At 61.7% G+C, this 21,632-nt stretch carries 20 protein-coding genes and 1 pseudogene; 11 read left to right on the forward strand and 10 right to left on the reverse strand.

Annotation, left to right across the window (positions count from 1 at the left end):
- Nucleotides 1-90: 90 nt before the first annotated feature.
- From ACR3FF_RS01080 to ACR3FF_RS01105, 6 genes and pseudogenes are all read right to left on the reverse strand, one after another.
- A complete protein-coding gene (locus ACR3FF_RS01080; protein WP_458185270.1) occupies nucleotides 91-501 on the reverse strand; it encodes an ATP-binding protein in 411 nt (136 codons plus the stop codon).
- Between the two features lie 168 nt (nucleotides 502-669).
- Nucleotides 670-1,467, reverse strand: coding sequence for a GAF domain-containing protein (locus tag ACR3FF_RS01085; protein ID WP_458185354.1), 798 nt, complete (start codon nucleotides 1,465-1,467; stop codon nucleotides 670-672).
- 39 nt (nucleotides 1,468-1,506) lie between these two features.
- A pseudogene (locus ACR3FF_RS01090) lies at nucleotides 1,507-1,614 on the reverse strand (hypothetical protein); the annotation flags it as partial.
- A 569-nt stretch (nucleotides 1,615-2,183) separates the two neighbouring features.
- Nucleotides 2,184-2,708, reverse strand: a complete 525-nt coding sequence (locus ACR3FF_RS01095) for a histidine kinase N-terminal 7TM domain-containing protein (RefSeq protein WP_458185272.1) — start codon at nucleotides 2,706-2,708, stop codon at nucleotides 2,184-2,186.
- Nucleotides 2,709-2,877: 169 nt separating this feature from the next.
- The gene (locus ACR3FF_RS01100; RefSeq protein WP_458185273.1) at nucleotides 2,878-4,275 is read right to left on the reverse strand and encodes an MATE family efflux transporter; all 1,398 of its coding nucleotides are present in this window, start codon (nucleotides 4,273-4,275) and stop codon (nucleotides 2,878-2,880) included.
- Between the two features lie 161 nt (nucleotides 4,276-4,436).
- Nucleotides 4,437-4,997, reverse strand: a complete 561-nt coding sequence (locus tag ACR3FF_RS01105) for a response regulator (RefSeq protein WP_458185275.1) — start codon at nucleotides 4,995-4,997, stop codon at nucleotides 4,437-4,439.
- Between the two features lie 320 nt (nucleotides 4,998-5,317).
- On the opposite strand from ACR3FF_RS01105, the gene ACR3FF_RS01110 reads away from it, so the two are divergent.
- From ACR3FF_RS01110 to ACR3FF_RS01145, 8 genes are all read left to right on the forward strand, one after another.
- Nucleotides 5,318-7,801: a DNA topoisomerase I gene (locus tag ACR3FF_RS01110; protein WP_458185277.1), complete on the forward strand. Its 2,484-nt coding sequence runs from the start codon at nucleotides 5,318-5,320 to the stop codon at nucleotides 7,799-7,801.
- A 180-nt stretch (nucleotides 7,802-7,981) separates the two neighbouring features.
- Entirely contained in the window at nucleotides 7,982-8,704 is a 723-nt protein-coding gene (locus tag ACR3FF_RS01115) for a phosphoglycerol geranylgeranyltransferase (protein WP_458185279.1), read from the forward strand.
- Nucleotides 8,705-8,855: 151 nt separating this feature from the next.
- The gene (locus ACR3FF_RS01120) at nucleotides 8,856-9,740 is read left to right on the forward strand and encodes an ABC transporter ATP-binding protein (RefSeq protein WP_458185280.1); all 885 of its coding nucleotides are present in this window, start codon (nucleotides 8,856-8,858) and stop codon (nucleotides 9,738-9,740) included.
- Nucleotides 9,733-10,536: an ABC transporter permease subunit gene (locus ACR3FF_RS01125; protein WP_458185281.1), complete on the forward strand. Its 804-nt coding sequence runs from the start codon at nucleotides 9,733-9,735 to the stop codon at nucleotides 10,534-10,536. The genes ACR3FF_RS01120 and ACR3FF_RS01125 overlap by 8 nt, the downstream gene beginning before the upstream one ends.
- A 24-nt stretch (nucleotides 10,537-10,560) precedes the next feature.
- The gene (locus ACR3FF_RS01130; RefSeq protein ID WP_458185283.1) at nucleotides 10,561-11,190 is read left to right on the forward strand and encodes a TetR/AcrR family transcriptional regulator; all 630 of its coding nucleotides are present in this window, start codon (nucleotides 10,561-10,563) and stop codon (nucleotides 11,188-11,190) included.
- Nucleotides 11,191-11,215: 25 nt separating this feature from the next.
- Nucleotides 11,216-12,514: an aspartate--tRNA(Asn) ligase gene (aspS, locus tag ACR3FF_RS01135; RefSeq protein WP_458185285.1), complete on the forward strand. Its 1,299-nt coding sequence runs from the start codon at nucleotides 11,216-11,218 to the stop codon at nucleotides 12,512-12,514.
- A gap of 254 nt (nucleotides 12,515-12,768) precedes the next feature.
- Entirely contained in the window at nucleotides 12,769-13,602 is an 834-nt protein-coding gene (locus ACR3FF_RS01140; protein WP_458185287.1) for a pantoate kinase, read from the forward strand.
- Nucleotides 13,603-13,771: 169 nt separating this feature from the next.
- The gene (locus tag ACR3FF_RS01145; protein WP_458185288.1) at nucleotides 13,772-14,515 is read left to right on the forward strand and encodes a 4-phosphopantoate--beta-alanine ligase; all 744 of its coding nucleotides are present in this window, start codon (nucleotides 13,772-13,774) and stop codon (nucleotides 14,513-14,515) included.
- 74 nt (nucleotides 14,516-14,589) lie between these two features.
- Here ACR3FF_RS01145 and ACR3FF_RS01150 read toward each other — a convergent pair whose 3' ends face one another.
- From ACR3FF_RS01150 to ACR3FF_RS01160, 3 genes are all read right to left on the reverse strand, one after another.
- Nucleotides 14,590-15,822 (reverse strand): digeranylgeranylglycerophospholipid reductase, encoded by a 1,233-nt coding sequence (locus tag ACR3FF_RS01150; protein ID WP_458185290.1) that lies wholly within the window; start codon nucleotides 15,820-15,822, stop codon nucleotides 14,590-14,592.
- Nucleotides 15,823-16,288: 466 nt separating this feature from the next.
- A complete protein-coding gene (locus ACR3FF_RS01155) occupies nucleotides 16,289-17,152 on the reverse strand; it encodes a 2-oxoacid:ferredoxin oxidoreductase subunit beta (protein ID WP_458185292.1) in 864 nt (287 codons plus the stop codon).
- Nucleotides 17,149-18,903 (reverse strand): 2-oxoacid:acceptor oxidoreductase subunit alpha, encoded by a 1,755-nt coding sequence (locus ACR3FF_RS01160; protein WP_458185294.1) that lies wholly within the window; start codon nucleotides 18,901-18,903, stop codon nucleotides 17,149-17,151. The genes ACR3FF_RS01155 and ACR3FF_RS01160 overlap by 4 nt, the downstream gene beginning before the upstream one ends.
- Before the next feature lie 104 nt (nucleotides 18,904-19,007).
- Here ACR3FF_RS01160 and ACR3FF_RS01165 point away from each other — a divergent pair, with 104 nt between their 5' ends.
- From ACR3FF_RS01165 to ACR3FF_RS01175, 3 genes are read left to right on the forward strand one after another with little or no spacing between them, the layout of a single operon-like run.
- Nucleotides 19,008-19,646, forward strand: coding sequence for an FAD-binding oxidoreductase (locus tag ACR3FF_RS01165; RefSeq protein WP_458185296.1), 639 nt, complete (start codon nucleotides 19,008-19,010; stop codon nucleotides 19,644-19,646).
- Between the two features lie 54 nt (nucleotides 19,647-19,700).
- Nucleotides 19,701-20,531: a DUF7093 family protein gene (locus ACR3FF_RS01170; RefSeq protein WP_458185298.1), complete on the forward strand. Its 831-nt coding sequence runs from the start codon at nucleotides 19,701-19,703 to the stop codon at nucleotides 20,529-20,531.
- A gap of 50 nt (nucleotides 20,532-20,581) precedes the next feature.
- Nucleotides 20,582-20,974 carry a DUF5611 family protein gene (locus ACR3FF_RS01175; RefSeq protein ID WP_264781821.1) on the forward strand — a complete coding sequence of 131 codons (393 nt, stop codon included), beginning with the start codon at nucleotides 20,582-20,584 and terminating at the stop codon, nucleotides 20,972-20,974.
- On the opposite strand, the gene ACR3FF_RS01180 is transcribed toward ACR3FF_RS01175, so the two are convergent.
- Nucleotides 20,971-21,330 (reverse strand): cell division protein SepF, encoded by a 360-nt coding sequence (locus ACR3FF_RS01180; protein WP_458185300.1) that lies wholly within the window; start codon nucleotides 21,328-21,330, stop codon nucleotides 20,971-20,973. The two genes, ACR3FF_RS01175 and ACR3FF_RS01180, sit on opposite strands and share 4 nt — an antisense overlap.
- Nucleotides 21,331-21,632 lie beyond the last annotated feature (302 nt).

Below are 21,632 nucleotides of genomic sequence, written 5' to 3' on the forward strand. Positions count from 1 at the left end.
GTAAGAACGGACGAACTCCAGTACGGGCAACGGTACCTCTGGGGTCGTTATCCTCGAACCGCACGCGCCCTCGTATATATTCATCATTATCTAAGCAAAATAAAGACCGAATCCGAGCGTGTCACCCGCATCGGTCGTCATGTCTCGCTCGAAGACGGTCTCTTTCAGCGTGTCGGGGATACCCGGGCCGTTGTCGGTGATACGGAGTGTAACCACGCTATCACCAGACGAGATAGAGACCCCGATTTCGGGTGCTCCGGTATCGTTGTGGACGACCGCGTTCAGCAGGATGTTTTCGACAACCTCGGTGACGAGGTCGTCGCTCTGCACCCAGAATTCGGCGTCGGTGTCGGTGGTCACCGAGATCGGCTCGTACGTGTTGCGGACTTTAGCTACCTTCCGCTCGACCAGTGCCGTGAGGTTCACCGCTCTGAGCGTCTCCGCGTCGGTGTCGGTCACCGCGTCGATGGCTGAGCGAGTGCGTTTGGTGAGTTCGGTCATGTCGGTGGCTCACTCCTGGATTCGGTGGAGATACGCTTTACCCGAAGGACCGACGTGGTCTTCCAACAGGTCGGCGTTCCCACTGACGACCATCATTCCGTTCAGTATGTCGTGACGGAGGATGCCGTTGAAGAACTCGATCTGTTGCGTGCGTTCCGCCAGGCGTCGCTAGCTCTCACGGAGTTCCCGCTCCCCCTCTAGCCAGTCCAGTGCGGTCTCCGTCGCAATCGAGAGAAGCGTCACGAACCGGATGTCGTCGGCGTCGGTGTAGCCGTCGTGGTCGTCCGGCGAGCCGACGCCGAAGACACCGTGGTCACCGAGCGGGAGCACGAGCAGTTTCTCGACGGGAAGGTCGATGTACAAATCGAAATCGGCGTCACCGGACTCGTAGACACGGCTTTCGCTGGAATCGAATACGTCCCACACGACGCTGCTGCACCGCGGAACGACGAAACCGCGGTCGGCGTGGGTTTCGAGAGCGTCGCTCGACACAGCAGAGCTCAGCACGTCGTCGTCCGAGTCGTAAAACATGACTCCAGCGTACGGGTACTCGAGCACCTCGTCAGCCGTTGCGACCGCGATATCGGCTATCGACACCGCATCTTCGGCCTCGATGAACTGCCGGGTTGCCGATTGAAGCGCTTCGAGCGTCTCCTCACGTCGTTTCTGGATGGTGATGTCCCTGAGAACTACGAGCCGACCACGCAATATGTCGTGGTGGTCGTGAAACGACGTGCACTCTGGGTCGTAGACGCGCCGCGTGCCGCCGTCGGTTCGCACGTCGCCCGGGAGTGCGACGAACACGTCCTCGGCTCGTATCGCGTCTAGCAGCCCCGAAATCACCGATTCGAGTGGTTCACCCCTGACCTCTTCGTCTCCGTTCTCGCCATCGAACAATGCCTCGGCCGCACGATTGTAATCGACGACGACGTCGTTCTCGTCGAGGACGACGACCGGGTCGCTCATCTCTTCCAGAAGGACGTCGCTCGCGAGGGGAGCGACGCTCAGGAAGTCATAACGGTACAGTGCCCACCAGATGACGAACCCAGTCCCCACGAAGAACACCGGCGTGAGGTTGAGGTCGGGATGCGGACTCAGTCCGGCGAGAGAGAGAAAGGACGTTGCCGAGAATCACGAGGAAACTGCCACCGATTGTGACATCCTCCCCGTCGTAAACGACGGGGCTTCCCCGCACAGGAGGAAACCCGCCCCGGTGCCGAGCAGGTTTCAGGACCGTCTCTTTCGGCGTCAAAGGCGCGGGTTTCACGCCACCGTTCTTCCGAAAGCGTCCTGTGGCACTGCCACGGGTGCTCCCATCGCCAAGCATGTCATCGCCAACGGTTTTCAACCGTTGTCTCTCACCCAAGGCGTCAACCTCGCGGTCGAAGGCGGTTCGGTCACACTTAGCCGCCCAGTGGGTCGGTTTACCGTGCTTGCGAACGACGCGACCCCGCAACCGGTCACAGAACCGGCCCGTGGGAACCGACGCCCCGAAATATTCAGGACGCTGGTTTCAGCGCGTCTCGTACTTCCGTGCAAGTGCCGGAAGCCGACGTAACCCTTGATATAAGGTACGTCACGGTGTGTACTAAGCGTTTGGGTTTCGGCCAACAACCGACGCCGATTGCGTAATCGAGTGACACGATTCACGCCCGCCGTAAACGGCGGGATTCCCTCGCTGTTTAAAGATGGCACCGGCCTGTCGCCGAAATGGCGAACGCGTCCGTACGTAGAAGTTGAGCAACAGAAGAAAGCCGGTCAGCATAATCGCGTAGACGATAGCGACCTGTCCCCACGCGACCCACGTCAATCGTCGCGTGAACGAGCGTCAACGACCCGAACGAGGCGGGCGCTACGTCGGTGAACAGTAGCCCGTGGTACGAATTCGTAAACGCGAGCGCCGTGTAGACGGCCGCTTCGAACCAGAGCAGTGCCCACATCGTGCGCGAAAACCGGTCGCCGTAGCCGGTGTAGGCCACGGTGAAACGCAACCACTGAATCGTCACGACGTGAACCACACCGACGACGAACGGCCAAAGGGCCAGTGCCACCTGAAACGACGGACTGGTCAGAACGAACACGTACGATGTACACCAGACGCCGGTTGCGACCAGGAGTCCGGTGTAGGAACGCCCTGCTGGCGTCTCCCCGTACCGCCACGCGACGTAAGCGAGACTGAATCCCATGATGGCGCCCGCGACTATCAACACGAACGCTACCGTGGCGACGAAAGAGGAGTCGTGGAGCAGATATACACCTCAGTATAATTTTATGATATATATATAACGGTTCGATCAGAATTCTCTTCCCTGAGAATTTTCGGCGAATAAATTTCTTTTGGATGGCTTCATTTAACGACGGCTGGTAGAGAATACGTCAGTCGACCGGGGTGACGGCGGGTTCCGACTCGATGACGCCTCGTCGCCAGTGACCGAGACTGAACCAGGCCACGCCCACGACGAACGACCCGAGGGCCGATATCGACCACGCCCACCAGAGACCGCCGACGCCCCACGCCAAGCCAGAGACGACGACCGGCCCGATTTGCACCGTCCACTGGTAGGCGAACAAGAGTGCGAGAGGGATGCGGAGCATCCAGCGCGAGAGAAACGAGAGCGCCATCGCAACCCGCGTGTCACCTGCACCGCGAAAGCCACCCTGAATCACCATCAGGCCGCCGAAGAAGGAGAGAAACGGTCCGATGACGTAGAGGAAATTGACGCCCTCGGCGACGACGTTCGAGTCGGCGGTGAACACTCGCATCCAGACGGTGGGGAACGCGACCATCAACCCACCGGCGGCGAAGAGGACGCCTAAGGTTCCGACGGTCGCTTTCCACGTCACTTCGGCGGCCCTGTCGGGGGTCTTCGCGCCGAGGTTCTGGCCTACGCCCGTCGCGGTCGCCTGCCCGACCGCACCGGAGATCGTCCACGAGACGGACATCATCCGGACGCCGATACCGTACGCGGCGGTGGGGACCGGGCCGAATCGAGCGACCAGCGCAGCCATCGCCACGGCGGCGAAACTCCTGGCCGCGCCGTCGATGGTCGCCGGATAGCCGATGGAGACGAGTTTCTTCAACACCGGCCAGTCCGGGCGCAGGTCGCCGAGTCGGAGCTGGATGCCCCAGTCGCCACGGACGAGAACGTACACACCGACGACGGCCGTGAACACGCGAGCGACGAGCGTGGCGACCGCCGCCCCGCGAGTTCCCATGGCCGGGAACGGCCCGTATCCGAGGATGAGCAAGGGGTCGAGCACGACATTCAGCCCCGCCGAGAGCACCATCAGCCACATCGCGGTTCGGGTGTCGCCAGCGCCACGGAGGACGGCACGGAAGACGAAAAAGAGGAACGTGAACGGAATCGAGAGAAAGAGCACTTCGATGTACTGGAGTGCCTCAACGAACACCGCTCCCTCCGCGCCGACGAGTGAGAGGAGAGGGCGTCGAAAGGCGTAGCCAACCGACGCGAGGACGACGCCGAGGAGGACGGTCAGCAGGGTCGTCTGGGCGACGACGTTGTCCGCCGCACGGTCGTCGCCGGCGCCGACGTGCTGAGAGACGAGGGCGACCGACCCTGCCGTCAACCCCATCGCCAGCGAGACGAACAGCCACGAGGTCGGAAACATGAGCGAGACGGCGGCGACGGCCGCCGTGCCGACGTGACCGACCCAGAACATATCTGCGAGGTTGTAGAACGTCTGGAGGAGATTCCCGACGACCAGCGGCCACGCGAGGCTCATTAGTTTCGGCGTAATTGCGCCAGCAGTCATATCGACGCGGCTATCGGCTCGTCGAGACACGTTTGCATCGCCACATTGGTCGAACAGGTCTTAAACGCACGTGTTTCGGGTGCTCTCTGCCGGATTTCCCAGTGGCCGATGACGAACAGAATCGCGGTGTTAGTGGTCGTTCGAGGACGGAAACGTCGGCTTCACTGGCAGATTTCGCGGAGCACGTGCTGAAACTCGCGGTGGTCGCCAACGAGCGTACGGCGGACGGTCTCGATTTCAGCTTCGAGCGAGACGAATTCCTCGTTCTGACTGAGTTCCTCGCGGGGACGCTCGGCCACGAGGTTCGCCTGCTTCGTGACGAGCGAGTAGTAGTGTGCCAGTCGGTCCTTGTACCGTGCTCGGTCGTAGAGCGACCGTACCGTCTCCCGAAGCGTGTCGCCGTCGACGGGTTTCGTGACGTACTCGTCTAACACCGTATCGAGGATATCGTAATCGGGTGCGACTGAAGTTATCATGGCGATTCGACAGTCGTACTCACGCTCGCGGATGGCTCGGAGCACTGCGTCGCTGGATAGTTCCGGCTTCTTTCGGTCCAGAAGTACCACGTCGATTTGCTCGGCGAGACGGTCGAGTCTCGCAAGTGCTTCGGCTCCGTCGTTGGTGGTGTACGTACGAAACTCCGATAGCCGCTCTTCGTATAAATCGGTGACCGCCGACTCGTCGTCGACGATGAGGACGCTCACAGCCTCTGGCACGGTCATGTTTTCACTAACACTCCACGAAGAGTAATCAATAACCAATTATATATTTTGATTTATAATGACGTCAGACATGAGTTTAGATCCATTATTGTTGACACCACGAGAGACTGCCGAGGGTGCGACGATGACCTAAATGTCAGAATTGTTTCTAATATCTCGGAATATGACACAGCGCTTCTTCTCCGACCGGCCCGAATAATCAGGAGACTGCACCGTAGTCGAGCGATTCTCGTCGGCCGTGGTTTTCGCTGGCGAAACGTTTACCAGCGCCATGCCCGTAGCCGAGGGCGATGACTGACGCGAACCGGGGTGAGAGCTAAGTGGAACTCATCATCACCGAGAAGGACAACGCTGCGCGCCGAATCGCCGACATTCTCTCCGGCGGGAGCGCAGACGCCGACCGACAGAACGGCGTCAACGTCTACAAGTGGGGCGGTAAGCGATGTATCGGTCTATCCGGCCACGTCGTCGGGGTGGATTTCCCCCCGGAGTACAACGACTGGCGCGACGTGGAACCGGTCGAACTGATCGACGCAGACATCGAGAAACAACCGACCAAAGAGAACATCGTCCGCACGTTGCGCCTGCTCGCACGCGACGCGACGCGTGTGACGATTGCAACCGACTACGACCGCGAGGGCGAACTCATCGGGAAAGAAGCGTGGGAACTTGTCCGCGAGGTGAACGAGGACGTTCCGGTCAATCGAGTCCGGTTCTCCTCGATTACCGAAAACGAGGTCAAATCCGCCTTCGAGAACCCCGACGAACTCGACTTCGACCTCGCGGCGGCGGGTGAAGCGCGCCAGATAATCGACCTCATCTGGGGTGCCGCGCTGACCCGGTTTCTCTCGCTCTCTGCGAGACAGCTCGGCAACGACTTCATCAGCGTCGGACGAGTACAAAGTCCGACGCTCAAACTCATCGTCGACCGAGAGCGCGAGATTCAGGCGTTCGATCCCGAAGACTACTGGGAACTGTTCGCCGACCTCCGAAAAGCGAAAGAGGAGTTCGAAGCGCAGTACTTCTACCGCGACGAAGACGACAACGAGGCAGAACGGGTCTGGGACGAGGACGCCGCCGAAGAGGCCTACGAGACGCTCCGGAAAGCGACCGAGGTGATAGTCGAGCGCGTCTCGCGCCGGACGCGAACCGACGATCCGCCCGCGCCATTCAACACCACGCAGTTCATCCGCGCGGCCGGCAGTCTCGGCTACTCAGCCCAGCGCGCGATGAGCATCGCGGAGGACCTCTACACCGCCGGCTACATCACCTATCCGCGAACCGACAACACGGTGTATCCGGACGACCTGGACCCCGAAGAACTGCTCGACACCTTCGTCGGGGACTACCACTTCGGCGACGACGCCGAGAGTCTTCTGGAGCGAGACGACATCGAACCGACCGAGGGCGACGAAGAGACCACCGACCACCCGCCCATCCACCCGACCGAGGACGTCCCGACGAAAGGCGAGTTGAGCGACGACGAGTGGGAGGTCTACGAACTCGTCGTGCGACGCTTCTTCGCCACCGTAGCCGACAGCGCGAAGTGGGAACACCTCAAGGTGGTCGCAGTGGTGTCCGACCTCTCGCTCAAAGCCAACGGGAAGCGACTGCTCGAAGCGGGCTACCATGCGGTCTATCCCTACTTCAACACCAGCGAAAACTACGTGCCGAACGTCGAGGAGGGCGAGACGCTCGACGTGACCGACACGCGAATCGAGGAGAAACAGACCCAACCGCCCCGTCGATACGGCCAGTCGCGGCTCATCGAGACCATGGAGAAGATGGGCATCGGGACGAAATCGACACGCCACAACACCATCCAGAAGCTCTACGACCGGGGCTACCTCGAGAGCGACCCGCCGCGACCGACCCGACTCGCACAGGCGGTCGTGGAGGCCGCAGAAGATTACGCCGACCTCGTGGTGAGCGAGACGATGACCCGCGAACTCGAAGAGGACATGACCGCCATCGCCCAGGGCGACGCGGAGTTAGACGAGGTCGCAGACGAATCCCGGACGATGCTGGCGCAGGTGTTCGACGACCTGGAGGAATCGCGCGAGGAGATCGGCAAACACCTCCAGCAGTCGTTGAAAGAGGACAAGACACTCGGTCCGTGTCCGGAGTGTGGCGAAGACCTGCTCGTCCGCCAGAGCAGACGCGGGTCGTACTTCGTCGGCTGTGACGGCTACCCCGACTGTACGTACACGCTGCCGCTGCCGAACAAGGGCAAACCACTCCTCCTGGACGAGACGTGCGAGAAACACGACCTGCGAGAGGTGAAGATGCTCGCCGGACGCAGCACCTTCGTCCACGGCTGTCCGCTCTGCAAGGCCGAAGAGGCCGAGGAAGAAGAAGACCGCGTCATCGGCGACTGCCCCGAGTGCGGCGACGAACACGGAGGCGAACTCGCCATCAAACACCTCCAGAGTGGTTCGCGACTGGTCGGCTGTACGCGCTACCCGGACTGTGAGTACTCGCTTCCCCTCCCGCGCCGGGGGGACATCGAGGTGACCGACGAGTACTGCGAGGAACACGACCTGCCGGAACTCGTCGTCCACAGCGGCGACGACCCGTGGGAACTCGGCTGTCCCATCTGTAACTACCAGGAGTTCAAAGAGCGCGAATCGAAAAGCGGCCTCGAAGTCATCGACGGAATCGGCGCGAAAACCGCCGAGAAACTCGCCGAAGCCGGAATCCAGAACATCAAGGACTTGAAGAGCGCGGAGGTCGAGACCGTCGCAGAGAAGGTCAGCGGCGTGAGCGAAGACCGTCTGCGGAGCTGGCAAGCGAAAGCGGACTAGGGTGGATGCCAGTCCGAACCAGTTCCGTCGTCCACCTTTCGACGGTGTGCTCGTCGTGTCGGTCAGAGCGGTGGTCGGATGTCGACCGGTGACACGACCACCGAAAGCCAGTCGGTAACCCAACCGTCGAAAAAAGCTCGTTTCGAAGCTGTTTTAGCCGCCAATTCTGAAAAGAACGGTATGACCGCGCCATGGGACGACTGGAATCACATCATCAAACTCGACCCCGACAAGAGCCTCGCAGGTGACGACACCTTCGAGGACGTCTGCGAAACCGGTACCGACGCCCTCGAAATCGGCGGCACGCTCGACATGACGCGGGAGAAGATGCAGACGGTCATCGACGCCTGCGCGAAATACGACGTGGCGCTATACCAGGAACCGAGCAATCCGGCTGTCGTCGTCGACGACGACGCGCTCGATGGCTATCTCGTCCCGATAGTCCTCAACGCGGGGGACATCGCGTGGATGACCGGCTTCCAGAAAGAGTGGGTCAAATCGAGCGACGTCAACTGGCGAAAGACGACCACGGAGGCGTACATCGTCATGAACCCGGAGGCGAGCGTCGCCGAACTCACGTCCGCCGACTGCAACCAATCGGCCGAAGACGTGGCCGCGTACGCCGAGCTCGCCGAGCACATGTTCGGCCAAGAGATAGTCTACGTCGAATACTCCGGCACGTTCGGCGACCCGGAAGTTGTCGAGGCGGCACAGGAGGCGCTGGACGACGCGACGCTGTTCTACGGTGGTGGCATCCACGATTACGAGTCCGCGCACACGATGGCCCAGTACGCAGACACCATCGTCGTCGGAAACCTCGTCCACGACGAGGGCGTCGATGCGGTCCGTGAGACGGTCGAAGCAGCCAGAGACGCGAAGACGGCGCGCGCCGAGTCGGCGTAACCGAACTTTTCGACGCTCGTCGGCCTCTCCAGTGGAAACGCCGGGATTCGAATACACATTCGAGAGATTGACACGGTCGTTTTCGCGGTTAGAAAATATATGAACAATACATTCATATATTCATAGAACTGACGTTCAGGTGAGAATACTCATGGCGATTGTAGAGATAGACGGTTTGACGAAGTTCTACGGCGATACGCGAGGTATCGAAGACCTCACCCTCGCCGTCGAGGAGGGCGAGGTGTTCGGATTCCTCGGCCCGAACGGCGCCGGAAAGACGACGACGATTCGAACCCTGCTCGGTTTCATCGAACCGACGGACGGGAGTGCGACCGTGCTCGGCCACGACGTGCGCGAAGAGCGCGACCTCATCGAAGCGAAACGACACATCGGCTACCTGCCGAGCGACCCCGGATTCGATGAAGACACGACTGGCGAGCAGTTCCTCGACTATCAGGCGTCGTTGAAAGGCGACACGCGACGCGACGAACTGCTCGACCTGTTCGACGCCCCCATCGACCGGAAAATCGGTGCGTTCTCCCGCGGGAACAAGCAAAAACTCGCCATCGTCCAGGCGTTCATGCACGACCCCGCCCTCGTCATCATGGACGAACCGACCTCCGGACTCGACCCCCTGATGCAGGAACGCTTTTACGACTTCGTCCGGGCCGAACAGGAGCGCGGCACGACCGTTTTCTTCTCCAGTCACATCCTGAGCGAGGTGCGGAAGATCTGTGACCGCGTCGGCATCATCCGCGATGGACACCTCGTCACGACCGAACAGGTAGCGGTGTTGCTCGACCGGAGCGGCAAGCGCGTCCGTGTACACGTCGAGGAGCCGGTCGAACCGGGCGATTTCGACATCGCGGGCGTCCACGACCTCTCGCTGGACGGCGAGATTCGATTCACTTTCACCGGCGAGTACGACGCGCTCATCGACCATCTGTCGGCGTTCCACGTCGTCGACCTCGACGTGGAAGAAGCACCGCTCGACGAAGTGTTCATGCGGTTCTACGGTGGTGAAGCCCATGCTTGAAATCACGCGGTACGAAGCGTCTCGACGGTACAAGGGTGCGGTCGTGCTGTCGATACTGCTCGGCGCGATGGCGGTGTTGATGGTCGCTCTGTTCCCGTCCATCGAATCGTCCGGCGCGGACATCGACGCGTACTGGGATAGCCTGCCGCCCGCGATGAAGGCGGCGTTCGGCGCGTCGGGCGGCGGATTCTCGCTGACGACGATAGAGGGGTTCCTCGCGGTCGAAATCTACCAGTTCTTCTGGCTCCTCCTGCTCGGCATCTACGTGGCCTACGTGGCTGGCGGTCTCATCGCGGGCGACGTCGAGCGTGACCGACTGGACATCCTGCTCGCTACGCCCATCTCGCGCTCAAAAGTGCTGATAGAGAAATTCGTCTCACTGCTTCCGACGGTACTCGTCCTCAACGTCGTGGTCGGGGCGGTCGTGTACGGAAGCATCGTGGCCGTCGGCGAGTCCGTGTCGTTCGCCGACGTGGCGATGGTTCACCTGCTTTCGATTCCGTACCTGCTCACCTGTGGTGCCATCGGTCTCTTGCTGTCGGTGGTGTTCGACCGGGCCGACATCGCCCAGCGCGGCGGTCTCGGCGCGGTGTTCGCGTTGTTCTTGCTCGACTCGGTCGCCGAATCGGCGGGTATCGACTGGCTCGGTGCAGTGAGTCCGACGCGCTACTACGACCCCACGGCGATTCTCGTCGCCGGGGAGTACGACTGGACGGGAGCGGCGATACTGTTCGGTGGAACCGTCGCACTCGTCCTCGTGAGTCAAGCGCTCTTCCAACGGAAGGACATCGCGTGAGGAACGCGAAGGAGTGGATGTAGAATGAGGGGTTTCGACGAAAACGAACGGAAGCGAATCAGGGAGGGTTTGATAGCGACGGGCCGCGAGAAGTTCACACGGTACGGACTTCAGAAGACGACCATCGCCGACCTCACCGACCCGGTCGGTATCGCCAGCGGAACGTTCTACCAGTTTTTCGACTCGAAGGCGGCGCTTTACTTCGAGGTGATGCAGGTAGAGGGCCACGAACTGGCAGAAGAACTTGTCGCGAACTCGCTGGCGGCAGAAGACGACCCGGGACAGGCGATTCGAACGTTCCTCCACCTGCTGGTCGAAGCTATCGAGGAGAACGCCTTGATTCAGCAACTGGTCGTGGGTGACGAACTGGAACGCGTGATGCAAGCGATGGGAGACCTCTCGGACGAAGAACTCGAAGCGCGACGGTCGGCGTCGATGGCGTACCTCCGCCCGTACATCGAGGAGTGGCAGGCGGCCGGCGACCTTCGAGAGGGCGACCCGGCGGTCATCGCCGGGACGATGGGGATGGTGAAGTTCCTCCCCATCTACCGCGAACAGATCGGAGAGGAGTACTACGCCGCCATCCGCGACACCCTCATCGAAACCGTCGCGGATGGATTGACGCGACCGGCGGGCGAAAACGAACGCGTTTAAGGCCGCCCCGGAAGAACTGCGGCGTATGCAGAACCGAACCTACACCGCGGACGCCGAACCCGGCGACAGCGTCACCGTCGCCGGCTGGGTGCACGAGATCCGCGACCTCGGCGGCATCGCATTTCTCATCGTTCGTGACACGACCGGCAAGATTCAGGTCAAGTTCGAGAAAGACGACATGGACGAGGACCTCGTGGAGACGGGACTCGGCGTCAACCGCGAGAGCGTCGTGAAGATAACCGGCGACGTGAAAGAAGAACCGCGCGCACCGACGGACGTCGAAATCGTCCCGACGGCGGTCGAAGTCGTCGCTCCCGCAGAGCCGGAACTCCCGCTCGACCCGAGCGGAAAGGTGGACGCCGACCTTTCGACGCGTCTCGACAACCGAACGCTCGACGCGCGAAAGGAGGACGTGGAGGCCGTGTTCAAGATTCGCGCCGAAGTGCTCCGTTCCGTACGCGAGCAGTTCCGCGAACTCGGCTGTACGGAGATCAACACGCCGAAAATCGTGGCGACCGGGACGGAAGGCGGAACCGAACTGTTCCCCATCACCTACTTCGGCCGCGAGGCGTTCATGAACCAGTCGCCACAGCTGTTCAAGCAGTTGATGGTCGGCAGCGGACTGGAGCGCGTGTTCGAAATCGGCCCCATCTTCCGCGCCGAGGAGCACAACACCCCCCGCCATCTGAACGAAGCGACGAGCATCGACTTCGAGAGCGCCTTCTACGACCACACCGAAGCGATGGACGCCTGCGAGTCTATCGTCAAAGCCGCCTACGAGGGCGTCGCCGAGAACTGCCAGGACGAACTCGACGCGCTCGACGTCGAGTTCGAAGTGCCGGAGGGCGACTTCCCGCGTCTCACCTACGAGGAGGCCATCGAGCGAATCAACGCGACGGGCGAACTGGACGAGATGCTCGTCTGGGGCGACGACCTGCCGACCGAAGGCGAGAAAGCACTCGGCGAGGACGTGGGGACGCACTACTTCATCACCGACTGGCCGAGCGAGATAAAGCCGTTCTACATCAAAGACCACGACGACGACGAGGAACTCTCGACGGGATTCGACATGATGCACCCCCGGATGGAACTCGTCTCGGGCGGACAGCGTGAACACCGCTTCGACCGTCTCGTGGAAGGCTTCGAACAGCAAGGACTCGATCCCGAAGCCTTCGACTACTACACGAAGATGTTCAAATACGGGATGCCGCCACACGCAGGCTGGGGTCTCGGTGGCGAACGGCTCGTCATGACGATGCTCGGACTGGACAACATCCGCGAGGCGGTGTTGTTCCCGCGAGATCGCCAACGTCTGAGTCCGTAGACGAAGACGTTGGGAGCCAACGAGGCGAGCGGAGCGAGTCTCGTCGGACCGACAGCGATTGAGCCCGTAGGCGAAATCGCTGTCGACGAGCGGGAGCAGGGAGTGGATAGTCGAAGTCGAGTTTCGTTCGGTCGTCGAACCGATTCTCACGCAATACTGACAGACGACGATGTCGGGCGGCGATTGCGGACGTCGACCGCAAACGACGACGCCGAATTTTAAGGGTTATACGCTGTCGCCCGAAACTGCCGCGTATGAGCGAGGAGGCAGGTCGTGCGTTCGTTCCCGGACACGTTACGGGATTTTTCAGTATTCACGAAGCCGACGACAGCGAGCGGGCGGGGTCGCGAGGGGCAGGGGTAACGCTCTCGGAGGGAGTGACCGTGGCCGTCGAACCCGCAGCGGAGACGGCGATAGAACTGAACGGCGAGTTCGCGTCCGTCGAATCCGGCCGCCGGGTGCTCGACGCACTCGACGTGACGGCCCGGGTGACGGCGGAGACCGACCTGCCACTCGGGTCCGGATTCGGCGTCTCGGGTGCGCTGGCGCTCGGGACGGCACTCGCGACGAACGACGCGTTCGACTGTGGACGCTCCGAGAACGAACTCGTGACCATCGCACACAGCGCCGACGTCGAAGCGGGCACCGGACTCGGCGACGTGGTCGCACAGGCGCGCGGCGGGATTCCCATCCGACTGGAACCCGGTGCGCCGGAGTACAACCGTCTCGACGGGGTGCCGAAACGAGCGCGTATCGAGTACCGCTCGCTCGGTGAACTCTCGACCGCCGACGTGCTCTCGGGGAGCACCGACCGACTCTCGCAAGCGGGCGTGAGGGCGCTCGTGGCGCTGGTGAATGAACCGACGCTGGAGACGTTCATGCGCGAATCCCGCGAGTTCGCCGAGGAGACGGGGCTGCTCACCGACGAAGTGCGCGACGTCATCGAAGACGTCCAGGATTCGGGCGGTGAGGCGTCGATGGCGATGCTCGGCCAGACGGTGTTCGCGCTCGACAGCGGACTCAGCGATGCGGGATACGACGCGGAGGTCTGTCACACCCACCACGCGGGAGCGACGCTGGTCGACTGAACGGTTTTGCGTGACGACTGACGTTGAGGGTGCGATAGACCAGTAGGACTCATCACAGACGGATTCAGGACCACCGACCCGGGGGAGCCGATACGAAAGCGGCCGTCGTCGAATCGGCCTCACGACCGAATCGCGTCCGTTTTTGTCGGTCCGCCTCCCAACACCAGCCATGACCGACGAGGTGGAGATTCCGGAAGACCATCCACGATACCAGTCGCTTCTCACGCGCCACCGCATCGAAGCGGGCGTCGAGAAGGGCATCACGAGCAAGCAGGGCCTCATCGCAGAAGGACGGGGTGAGGCGTTCGATTACCTCCTCGGCGAGGAAACTATTCCGAGTGCGGACGACGCCGAACGGGCGGCGGCGGCCCAGCTGCTGCTCGCCGAACACGCCGTCATCTCGGTCAATGGAAACGTCGCGACGCTCGTACCCGACGAAATCGTCGAGCTCGCCGAGGTGACCGGCGCGGACATCGAGGTCAACCTGTTCAACCGAACCGACGAACGGATGCAGGCCATCGCCGAGTATCTGCACGATCACGGTGCCGAGAACGTGAAGGGTCTCACCGTAGACGCCCGCATTCCCGGACTGGAACACGAGCGGGGAAAAGTGGACGAAGACGGTATCTTCGACGCCGACGTGGTACTCGTCCCGCTCGAAGACGGCGACCGCGCGGAAGCACTCGCGGAGATGGGCAAGACCGAAATCGTCGTCGACCTCAACCCACTCTCGCGTTCGCCGCGAACCGCCGCGATTCCGATCATCGACAACATCATCCGGGCCGTGCCGAACGTGACCGCCCACGCGCGGGAACTGGCCGACGCTTCACGCGACGAACTGGAAGCCATCGTCGCGGAGTTCGACCGCGACGCCGCGCTCGAAGCCGCCGAGGACGCAATACGGGACGTCTAGAGCGTCGGCGAATGGTCTGGTGACGGAGTCGTCTCCCGGCGGGCCTCATCGAGACGATACTGTGTCGAAACCGCCTACAGGGAGAGTCGTTCCCTGGCGAACCGAGTCAGCAGGGGGATGTCGTTCAGGTGGAACAGTTTCGAGAGCTCTCGGAGGTCACCCGCGTTCGCGTTACTCAGCGTTCCACCGTCCAGTCGTTTCAAGTCCCGCATCAGGGTGTCGTAGCGGTCGTTCGAGGCGAGGTACAACAGCCGGGTCATCCACAACCGCGCTCGCATGTTGGGGGCGACGTCCTCGTGCCAGAGGTCGTTGTAGATGGACATGTTCTCCGCGGACGTATCTCGGTCATTGGACATGAGACATCGGTCCGCCGTTATCGCCGCAGCGCGGCCAGATTTCATCCCCGTGTGGATACCCTCGCCCCAGAGCGGGTCGATAGTCGGAACCGTATCGCCGACGGCCATGAAGTTGTCCGTGCTCAGGCTACCGGGCATCTGGATGTGCGCGGAGCCGCGGTGTTGTTTTCCGGCGATGCGTTCTGCGTTCTCGAACCGGGGGTCGGTGTCGAGCCAGTACTGAAGGTAGTCGTCGATACCCATCCCGTCTTTCGCGAACTCCTGGTGGCTCTCGTTCTGGATGTAACAGAGGCCGACCTTCGCGGTGTCCTCGCCCGTGTGGAATATCCACGAGTACCCGCCCGGCGCGATGTCGTGGTCCAGACGGAGCATCATCGCGTCGGTGAGGTCCGCGTACCCCTCGTGGTCGACGTCGACGCCGTCCATCTCGAACTCGACGCCGATAGCCTGGTTCTCGCGCTTGAGGTCGCTCACGCCGAGTTTCTTCGCGAGCGGTGCGCTCGGTCCGGTCGCGTCGACGACGACGTCGGCGTACACTTCCTGATTCCCACCGTATCGAACGCCGACGATCTCGCCGTTTTCCATCAGGGGTTTCGAGACGCGCGCGTCGAACCGATACTCGGCTCCCTCTTCTCGACTATCTGCGACCAGATACCGCTTGAAGTCGGCGAACTCGAGGACGGCCCCCGGTTGCGACTGCACGTAGTAGTCGTTTGGCGATTCGAGGACGACGTCGTCGGTGTAGTTCATCACGACGTCGTCGGGAATACCGAAGGCCGCCATCATCGACGCGAACGTGCCGGCCGTCGATTTGTTGCTCTGGCGTGGGAATCCGTCTTCGGACTCGGCTTCGAGGACCAGAACGTCGTGGCCTCGTTGGGCGATGTCCCGTGCACACTGTGCGCCCGCCGGACCGGCACCAGCGACGACGACGTCGTAGTGGTCTGTCATCGTGATACCTCTGTCTCGTAGAAAGACGGCGTTCGATTCACTGTACTAGAAACCCGAATTGTCCGCTCAGCAACGGCTGAACAGCTATCAGTAGTCTCACGGATGTCGTCGGTCGAGTTCACGTTGAACGTAGCCACGGGGGTGAATCGACTCCCCGCACCACCGACGATGTCACGTGTCTCCGCAGTCATCTTACTCGGTGTTACTGGTCATATCATAAAAAACAGACGCAAATGCACTGAGACAGAAGAATTCGTCGGGGGGATCGGGTCAGAAATATCGCGCCATCGTCGTGTTCCAGCAGAGAGCGGAATCGGGCAGCTATCACTGGTAATATCGAGATTGCGAGTAGAGGTTCGGGACTCGGTCACGTCCGGCGTCAGAACGGCCAACGTGAGAGATGCGGCGAACGGTCGTCGTACTCGCGTCGACGCCGCACGGCCAAAAAAGACCGGGATCGTTCGCTTCAGTAGAACTCGCGCACGAGGTCCATCGCGCCCTCTGGCGCACCGTCCGGAATCTCGGACATGTTGCCCTCGATGCCGTGGAGTTCGTGGTACGGGACGCTGTCTTCGTCCTGGTAGATGACGCCCTGATACTCCTTGCTGGCGTCGAGAATCTTGTCTTTGGCCGAGTCGTAGTCGGACGAGTCGTGGTCTTCGTCCGCCAGGTCGACGATGGAGTCGCGGAAGTAGTCGTAAGTGTCCACGTCGTTGAACGTGACACAGGGTGAGAAGACGTTCACGAAGCCGAAGCCGTCGTGTTCGATGGCCTTCTGGACGATTTCGGCGTGGCGCTGTGCGTCGGTCGAGAACGACTGGGCGATGAACGTCGCGCCGGCCGACAGCGCGAGCGCGAGGGGGTTGACCGGCGGCTGTTTCGGCCCCTCCGGCGTCGTGCTCGTCTCGAAGTCCTCGCGGCTGGTCGGCGAGGCCTGACCTTTCGTCAGCCCGTAGATGCGGTTGTCCATGACGACGTAGGACATGTCCACGTTCCGGCGAACCGCGTGGATGAAGTGACCCACACCGATGGAGTAGCCGTCGCCGTCGCCGCCCGCGACCATCACTTCGAGGTCGGGGTTGGCGAGTTTGACGCCCGTGCCGACCGGGAGCGCGCGCCCGTGAACGCCGTGGATGGCGTACGAGTGCATGAACGTCCCGATTTTACCGGAACAGCCGATACCGGCGACGACGAACGTGTCGTCGGGGCTGTTGCCGGTTTCGGCGAGCGCCTTCATCATCCCGTTCATCGTCCCGAAGTCCCCGCAACCGGGACACCAGGTAGGTTGCTTGTCCGACTTGAAGTCGGTGAATCGTACGTCAGAGCTCATGCTGTTACCTCCTCTCCGAGTTTCGATTTGATTTCGTCTGCCAGTTCGTCCGCCTTGAACCGGACTCCGTTGTACTTGTTTATCCGCTCGACGCGAGTGAGCGTGTCGTGCTCGATGAGGTCTGCGAACTGTCCCGTCGCGTTACACTCGACGACGATGGTCTTGTCCGCAGCCTCGATGTCCTCGCTCAGGTCGGGACGCGGGAAGATGTAGGGCACCGAGAGGAACCGAACGCTGATATCGTCTTCTTCGAGGAAGGTGCTGGCCTCGCGCAGGGCACCCTCGTTCGACCCCCACGTGATGACGAGCGTGTCGGCGTCCGAATCGCCGAACTCGCGTGGACTCCAGTCTTCTTCCTCGCGTGCCGTCTCGACCTTGCGGTTTCGCTTGTCCACCTGCTCAACGCGGATCTCGGTGTCTTCCGTCCGGCGACCGAGCGCGTTGTGTTCGAGACCGGTGGACATGTGTGCCCCTCCGGTCGTGCCCGGAAATGCGCGCGGACTAACGCCGTCGGCGGTCGGGAAGTGTGGCTGGAAGCGGCCCTGTTCGTCCGTCCAGGCTTCGATTTCGTCCTCGTCGACGACCTTCCCGCGGTCGATTTCGACGGCGTCCATGTCGAACTCCTCGGGGACGAACGTCTGTTCGGTGACCGCCATCGACAGGTCGGCGAGCAGGAAGACGGGCGTCTGGTACTTCTCGGCGAAGTTGAACGCTTCGACCGTCTTGTGGAAACACTCAGCGATGGTTGTCGGCGCGACGACGAACCGCGGAATCTCGCCGTGACCGCCGTACAGCGTCATGTTCAGGTCGCCCTGTTCTTGCTTGGTCGGCATCCCCGTCGATGGGCCAGAGCGCATCACGTCCACGATGACGAGCGGCGTCTCGCTCTGTGCGACGAGGCCGAACGTCTCGGTCATCAGGTCGATACCCGGCCCGGACGTAGCTGTCATCGAGCGCGCGCCTGCGCGGGCCGCGCCGAGCGCCATGTTGATGGCGGACAGTTCGTCTTCGGCCTGCATCACGGTCCCGCCGAAGTGGTCGATGCGGCCCGTGAGATACTCCATCACGTTCGTCGCGGGCGTGATGGGGTACCCGGCGTAGAACCGACAGCCGGCGGCGATTGCACCCATGCCGATGGCTTCGTCGCCGTTGAGCAGGACGTAGTCGTTGTCCGTCGTTTCGAGGTCGTAGCCGAAATCGTGGTCGTACTCGTCACTGACGAACTCCTTTCCGAGGCGCGCGGCCTCCTTGTTGTTCTCGACGATCGCCTCACCTTTGGCTCCGAACTTCTTGTCGAGTGCGCTGTCGAGGTTCTCGATGGGGAAGTTCGACACTTCGCAGGCCGCGCCGAGCGCGACGATGTTCTGCATGATGGCTCCGCCCGCGTCCTCGGCGAGACGGCGAAGGGGAACGGACAATCCGATCATCTCGCCGGGGATGTCCACGTCCTCCATTTCCGTGCGTTCCCCGTCGTAGATGATGACGCTGTCCTCGTGAAGTTCGTCGAGGTTCTCGTCGATAGTCCGCTGTGTGAGCGCAACGAGGATGTCCAGTCGGTCGACGACGCTCTCGACTCGGTCGGTAGACGACCGGATCTTGTACGCAGTGTACCCGCCCCGGATGCGGGAGGCGAAGTCCTTCGAGGTGAAGACGTGTCGCCCCGCGCGGGAAAGGGCCGTTGCGAAGATTTTCCCGGTCGAATCGATTCCATCGCCGGCTTCCCCGCCGATGGCCCAGTTCAGGTCTTGCATCGTTCCTAGGCTACCCGGTGGCAAATCAAAAGCCTTCTGAAGCAGTTCCAGTAGGACGGTACGAGACGAGAAGGGATTAGTGCCGGACGGGCAAACACATCCCCATGGAGAACACAGAAGTCACGGTGCGGACGGTGCGAACTGTCGGGGCGGACACGATTGCACTGGAACTAGAGACGCCACCGGAGTTCGAGGCCCAGCCGGGCCAGTTCGTGCAGGTCACGGGCGAGGTCGGTGGCGAGGAGATAGCCCGCCATTACACCCTCTCCTCACCCGACACCGACGAGACGTTCGAGATTACGGTCGGCATCGACCCGGACGGCGACCTCACACCGTGGCTCGCGGGACTGGAAGCGGGCGACACCGTCGAAGTAGCCGGGCCGTACGGACGCTCGTACTACGAGGGAGAGTCCAGCGTCGTCGTGCTCGCTGGTGGGCCGGGTGTCGGGCCAGCAGTCGGTATCGCAGAGCGTGTCGTGGCGGACGGTGGTACCGCAGTCGTCGTCTATCAGGACGACGAACCGGCACACGAAGAGCGCCTTAGCGCACTCGAATCGGAGGGCGTGACGGTACTCGTGACCGACGAGCCGGTGGACGAGAGCGACAAGGTACGAGACGTCCTCTCGGCGGCCGAGGGGCAAGTGTTCGTCTACGGCTTCGCCGACTTCCTGGACGCTGCGAACGACGCACTCGCCGCGACCGGCACCGACCCGGACGACGCCAAGAGTGAAAATTTCGGCTAGCCGCCGCAAAAAAGCAGTACTCTTTTATTACCCCGTGAAAATAACCCACACCTAATGGGTCTCAGGTGTTCGCTGCTGGGGCACGATTACGGCGAGTCCGAAATCGAGCGCGAGCGAGAAGAACAAGGCAACGAGGTGGTAGTGACGGTTCGAGAGTTCAAAGAGTGTGCACGCTGTGGCGACCAGTCGGTGGTCAGCGAGAACAAGGAGGTGACGGCCATCGAGGAACCGGAGCCGACACCCGAACCGATCGAGAGTCAGGAGCCAGAGCCCGAACCGGTCGAGAGTGAGTACCCGGAACCGGCGACCGAACCGATCGAAAGTCCGGAGTCCGAGGCGGCCGGGTTCAACGACGACGGCTTCGAACCGCCGGAGAGCGCGGAAGAAGACGACGGCATCATCCTCGAAGACGACAATGACGAGGAGGAAGAAGACGTCGGTGAGCGTGGGCACGGCGAGTGGCCCGACCCGGAGGATACGAACGTCGACGACACCGACACCTCACAGAGCGAGTGGCCGGAGACCGGACTCGGGGACGAAGGCTTCGATACGCAACCGGGGGACAGCGGGAGAGCGGACGTGGAGTTCGGCGGGAGTCTGACCCCGGAGAGCGCGCCCGAGGTAGACGACGACACCGAGTACGTCGAAGCCGAACCGCGCGAGGACACTGGATTCGTCAGAACGACGCGACCGGAGCCACAGACCGATACCGGGTTCACTCGGGCGCGCGAAGCGCCCAGTCCCGACCAGGCCACCGAATCGAATCCGAACGCCGAACTCGTCTGCCCCGAGTGTGGAAACGTCGACACCGCGGCGGGGTCGTCACTCCGCACGGGAGACATCTGTCCGGAGTGTCGGCGAGGGTATCTCAGCGAACAAGAGTAACCGCGACGCGAAAAGGGTAAACATCCACCCCTCCAATCTGGTTCCAACCCATGAAAGAATACAAGATGCGACGTGGCGAGCACCTCGAAGACCGGATGCCGGACCTGAAAGCGAGCATCGAAGACTACTTCGGACCCGTGACGGGAACGGAGGAGTTCAACGGACACGAACTCTACGTGGTCGAAGAACCCGACAACCCGGTGTTCGAGCGCATCGTCGCGGGTGCGGCGTCCTACAGCGGCAAGAAGGACAAACTGGCCGTTCACTTCGAAGAGCGTCCCGCCGAGGACGTCATCGCGGAGGGTAACGCCGATGCCGCCGCCGACGCGGTTAGCAAGAAGAACGAATTTCTCCTCGAAGCGACCGGACGCGACGCCAAGGCTCGTCGTGACTCGTTGAAACGCACCGTGGAAGACGACGCGGATACGCCGGACAACGTCTAATTTCGACCGAGTTTCTTCCGGCTGATGTGGACGCCAGACGGAGTGACGATGAGTTGGTCGTCACCCTTCTGGACGATGTCGCCGTTGACCTCACGGGCGACCTGCTGGAGTTCGTCGGTAATTCGTTCGGCGGTCGTATCTTCGGTTCGGAGTCGCGTGATGTCGGCGATGACGAGGTCACCGTCGTACACGGCGTCCTTGATGGCGATGACGTCCTGTTGGCCGCCGATTTCGGCGATGTGAACGCTCGTCTTTGCTTCGTCGGGCGCTGATTCGAAATCGTCCAGGTCGAGTTCGACGTAATCCTCGACGCTGCCGGATGGGCCGTCGCCGAGAATCTTGCTCATGAAACCCATAGAAAGATGGGGCCTTCGAACGAGTATAGTTCTTACGTCAGACGACGCGAAAACCCATCGAGGCGCGAACCGCCGTCACGACGCCCGCACCACAGGTTCACCACGAGCGCCCAAAACCGGCCGACTGCTCGTGGTTCGACGAGCGAAATCGAGTCAATTTCCACGAAATTTATGCAGAAACGAATTCGGAATCCGACCGGAAACCTCGTCGGTGTCGTCCAGGTAACCACCCCACCAGACTGGGGTTCAGGGAGAACACGAGGACGACTCTCGGCACGCGCATCACCGCGAAACGGACTTTT

Source organism: Haladaptatus ordinarius (assembly GCF_054177595.1).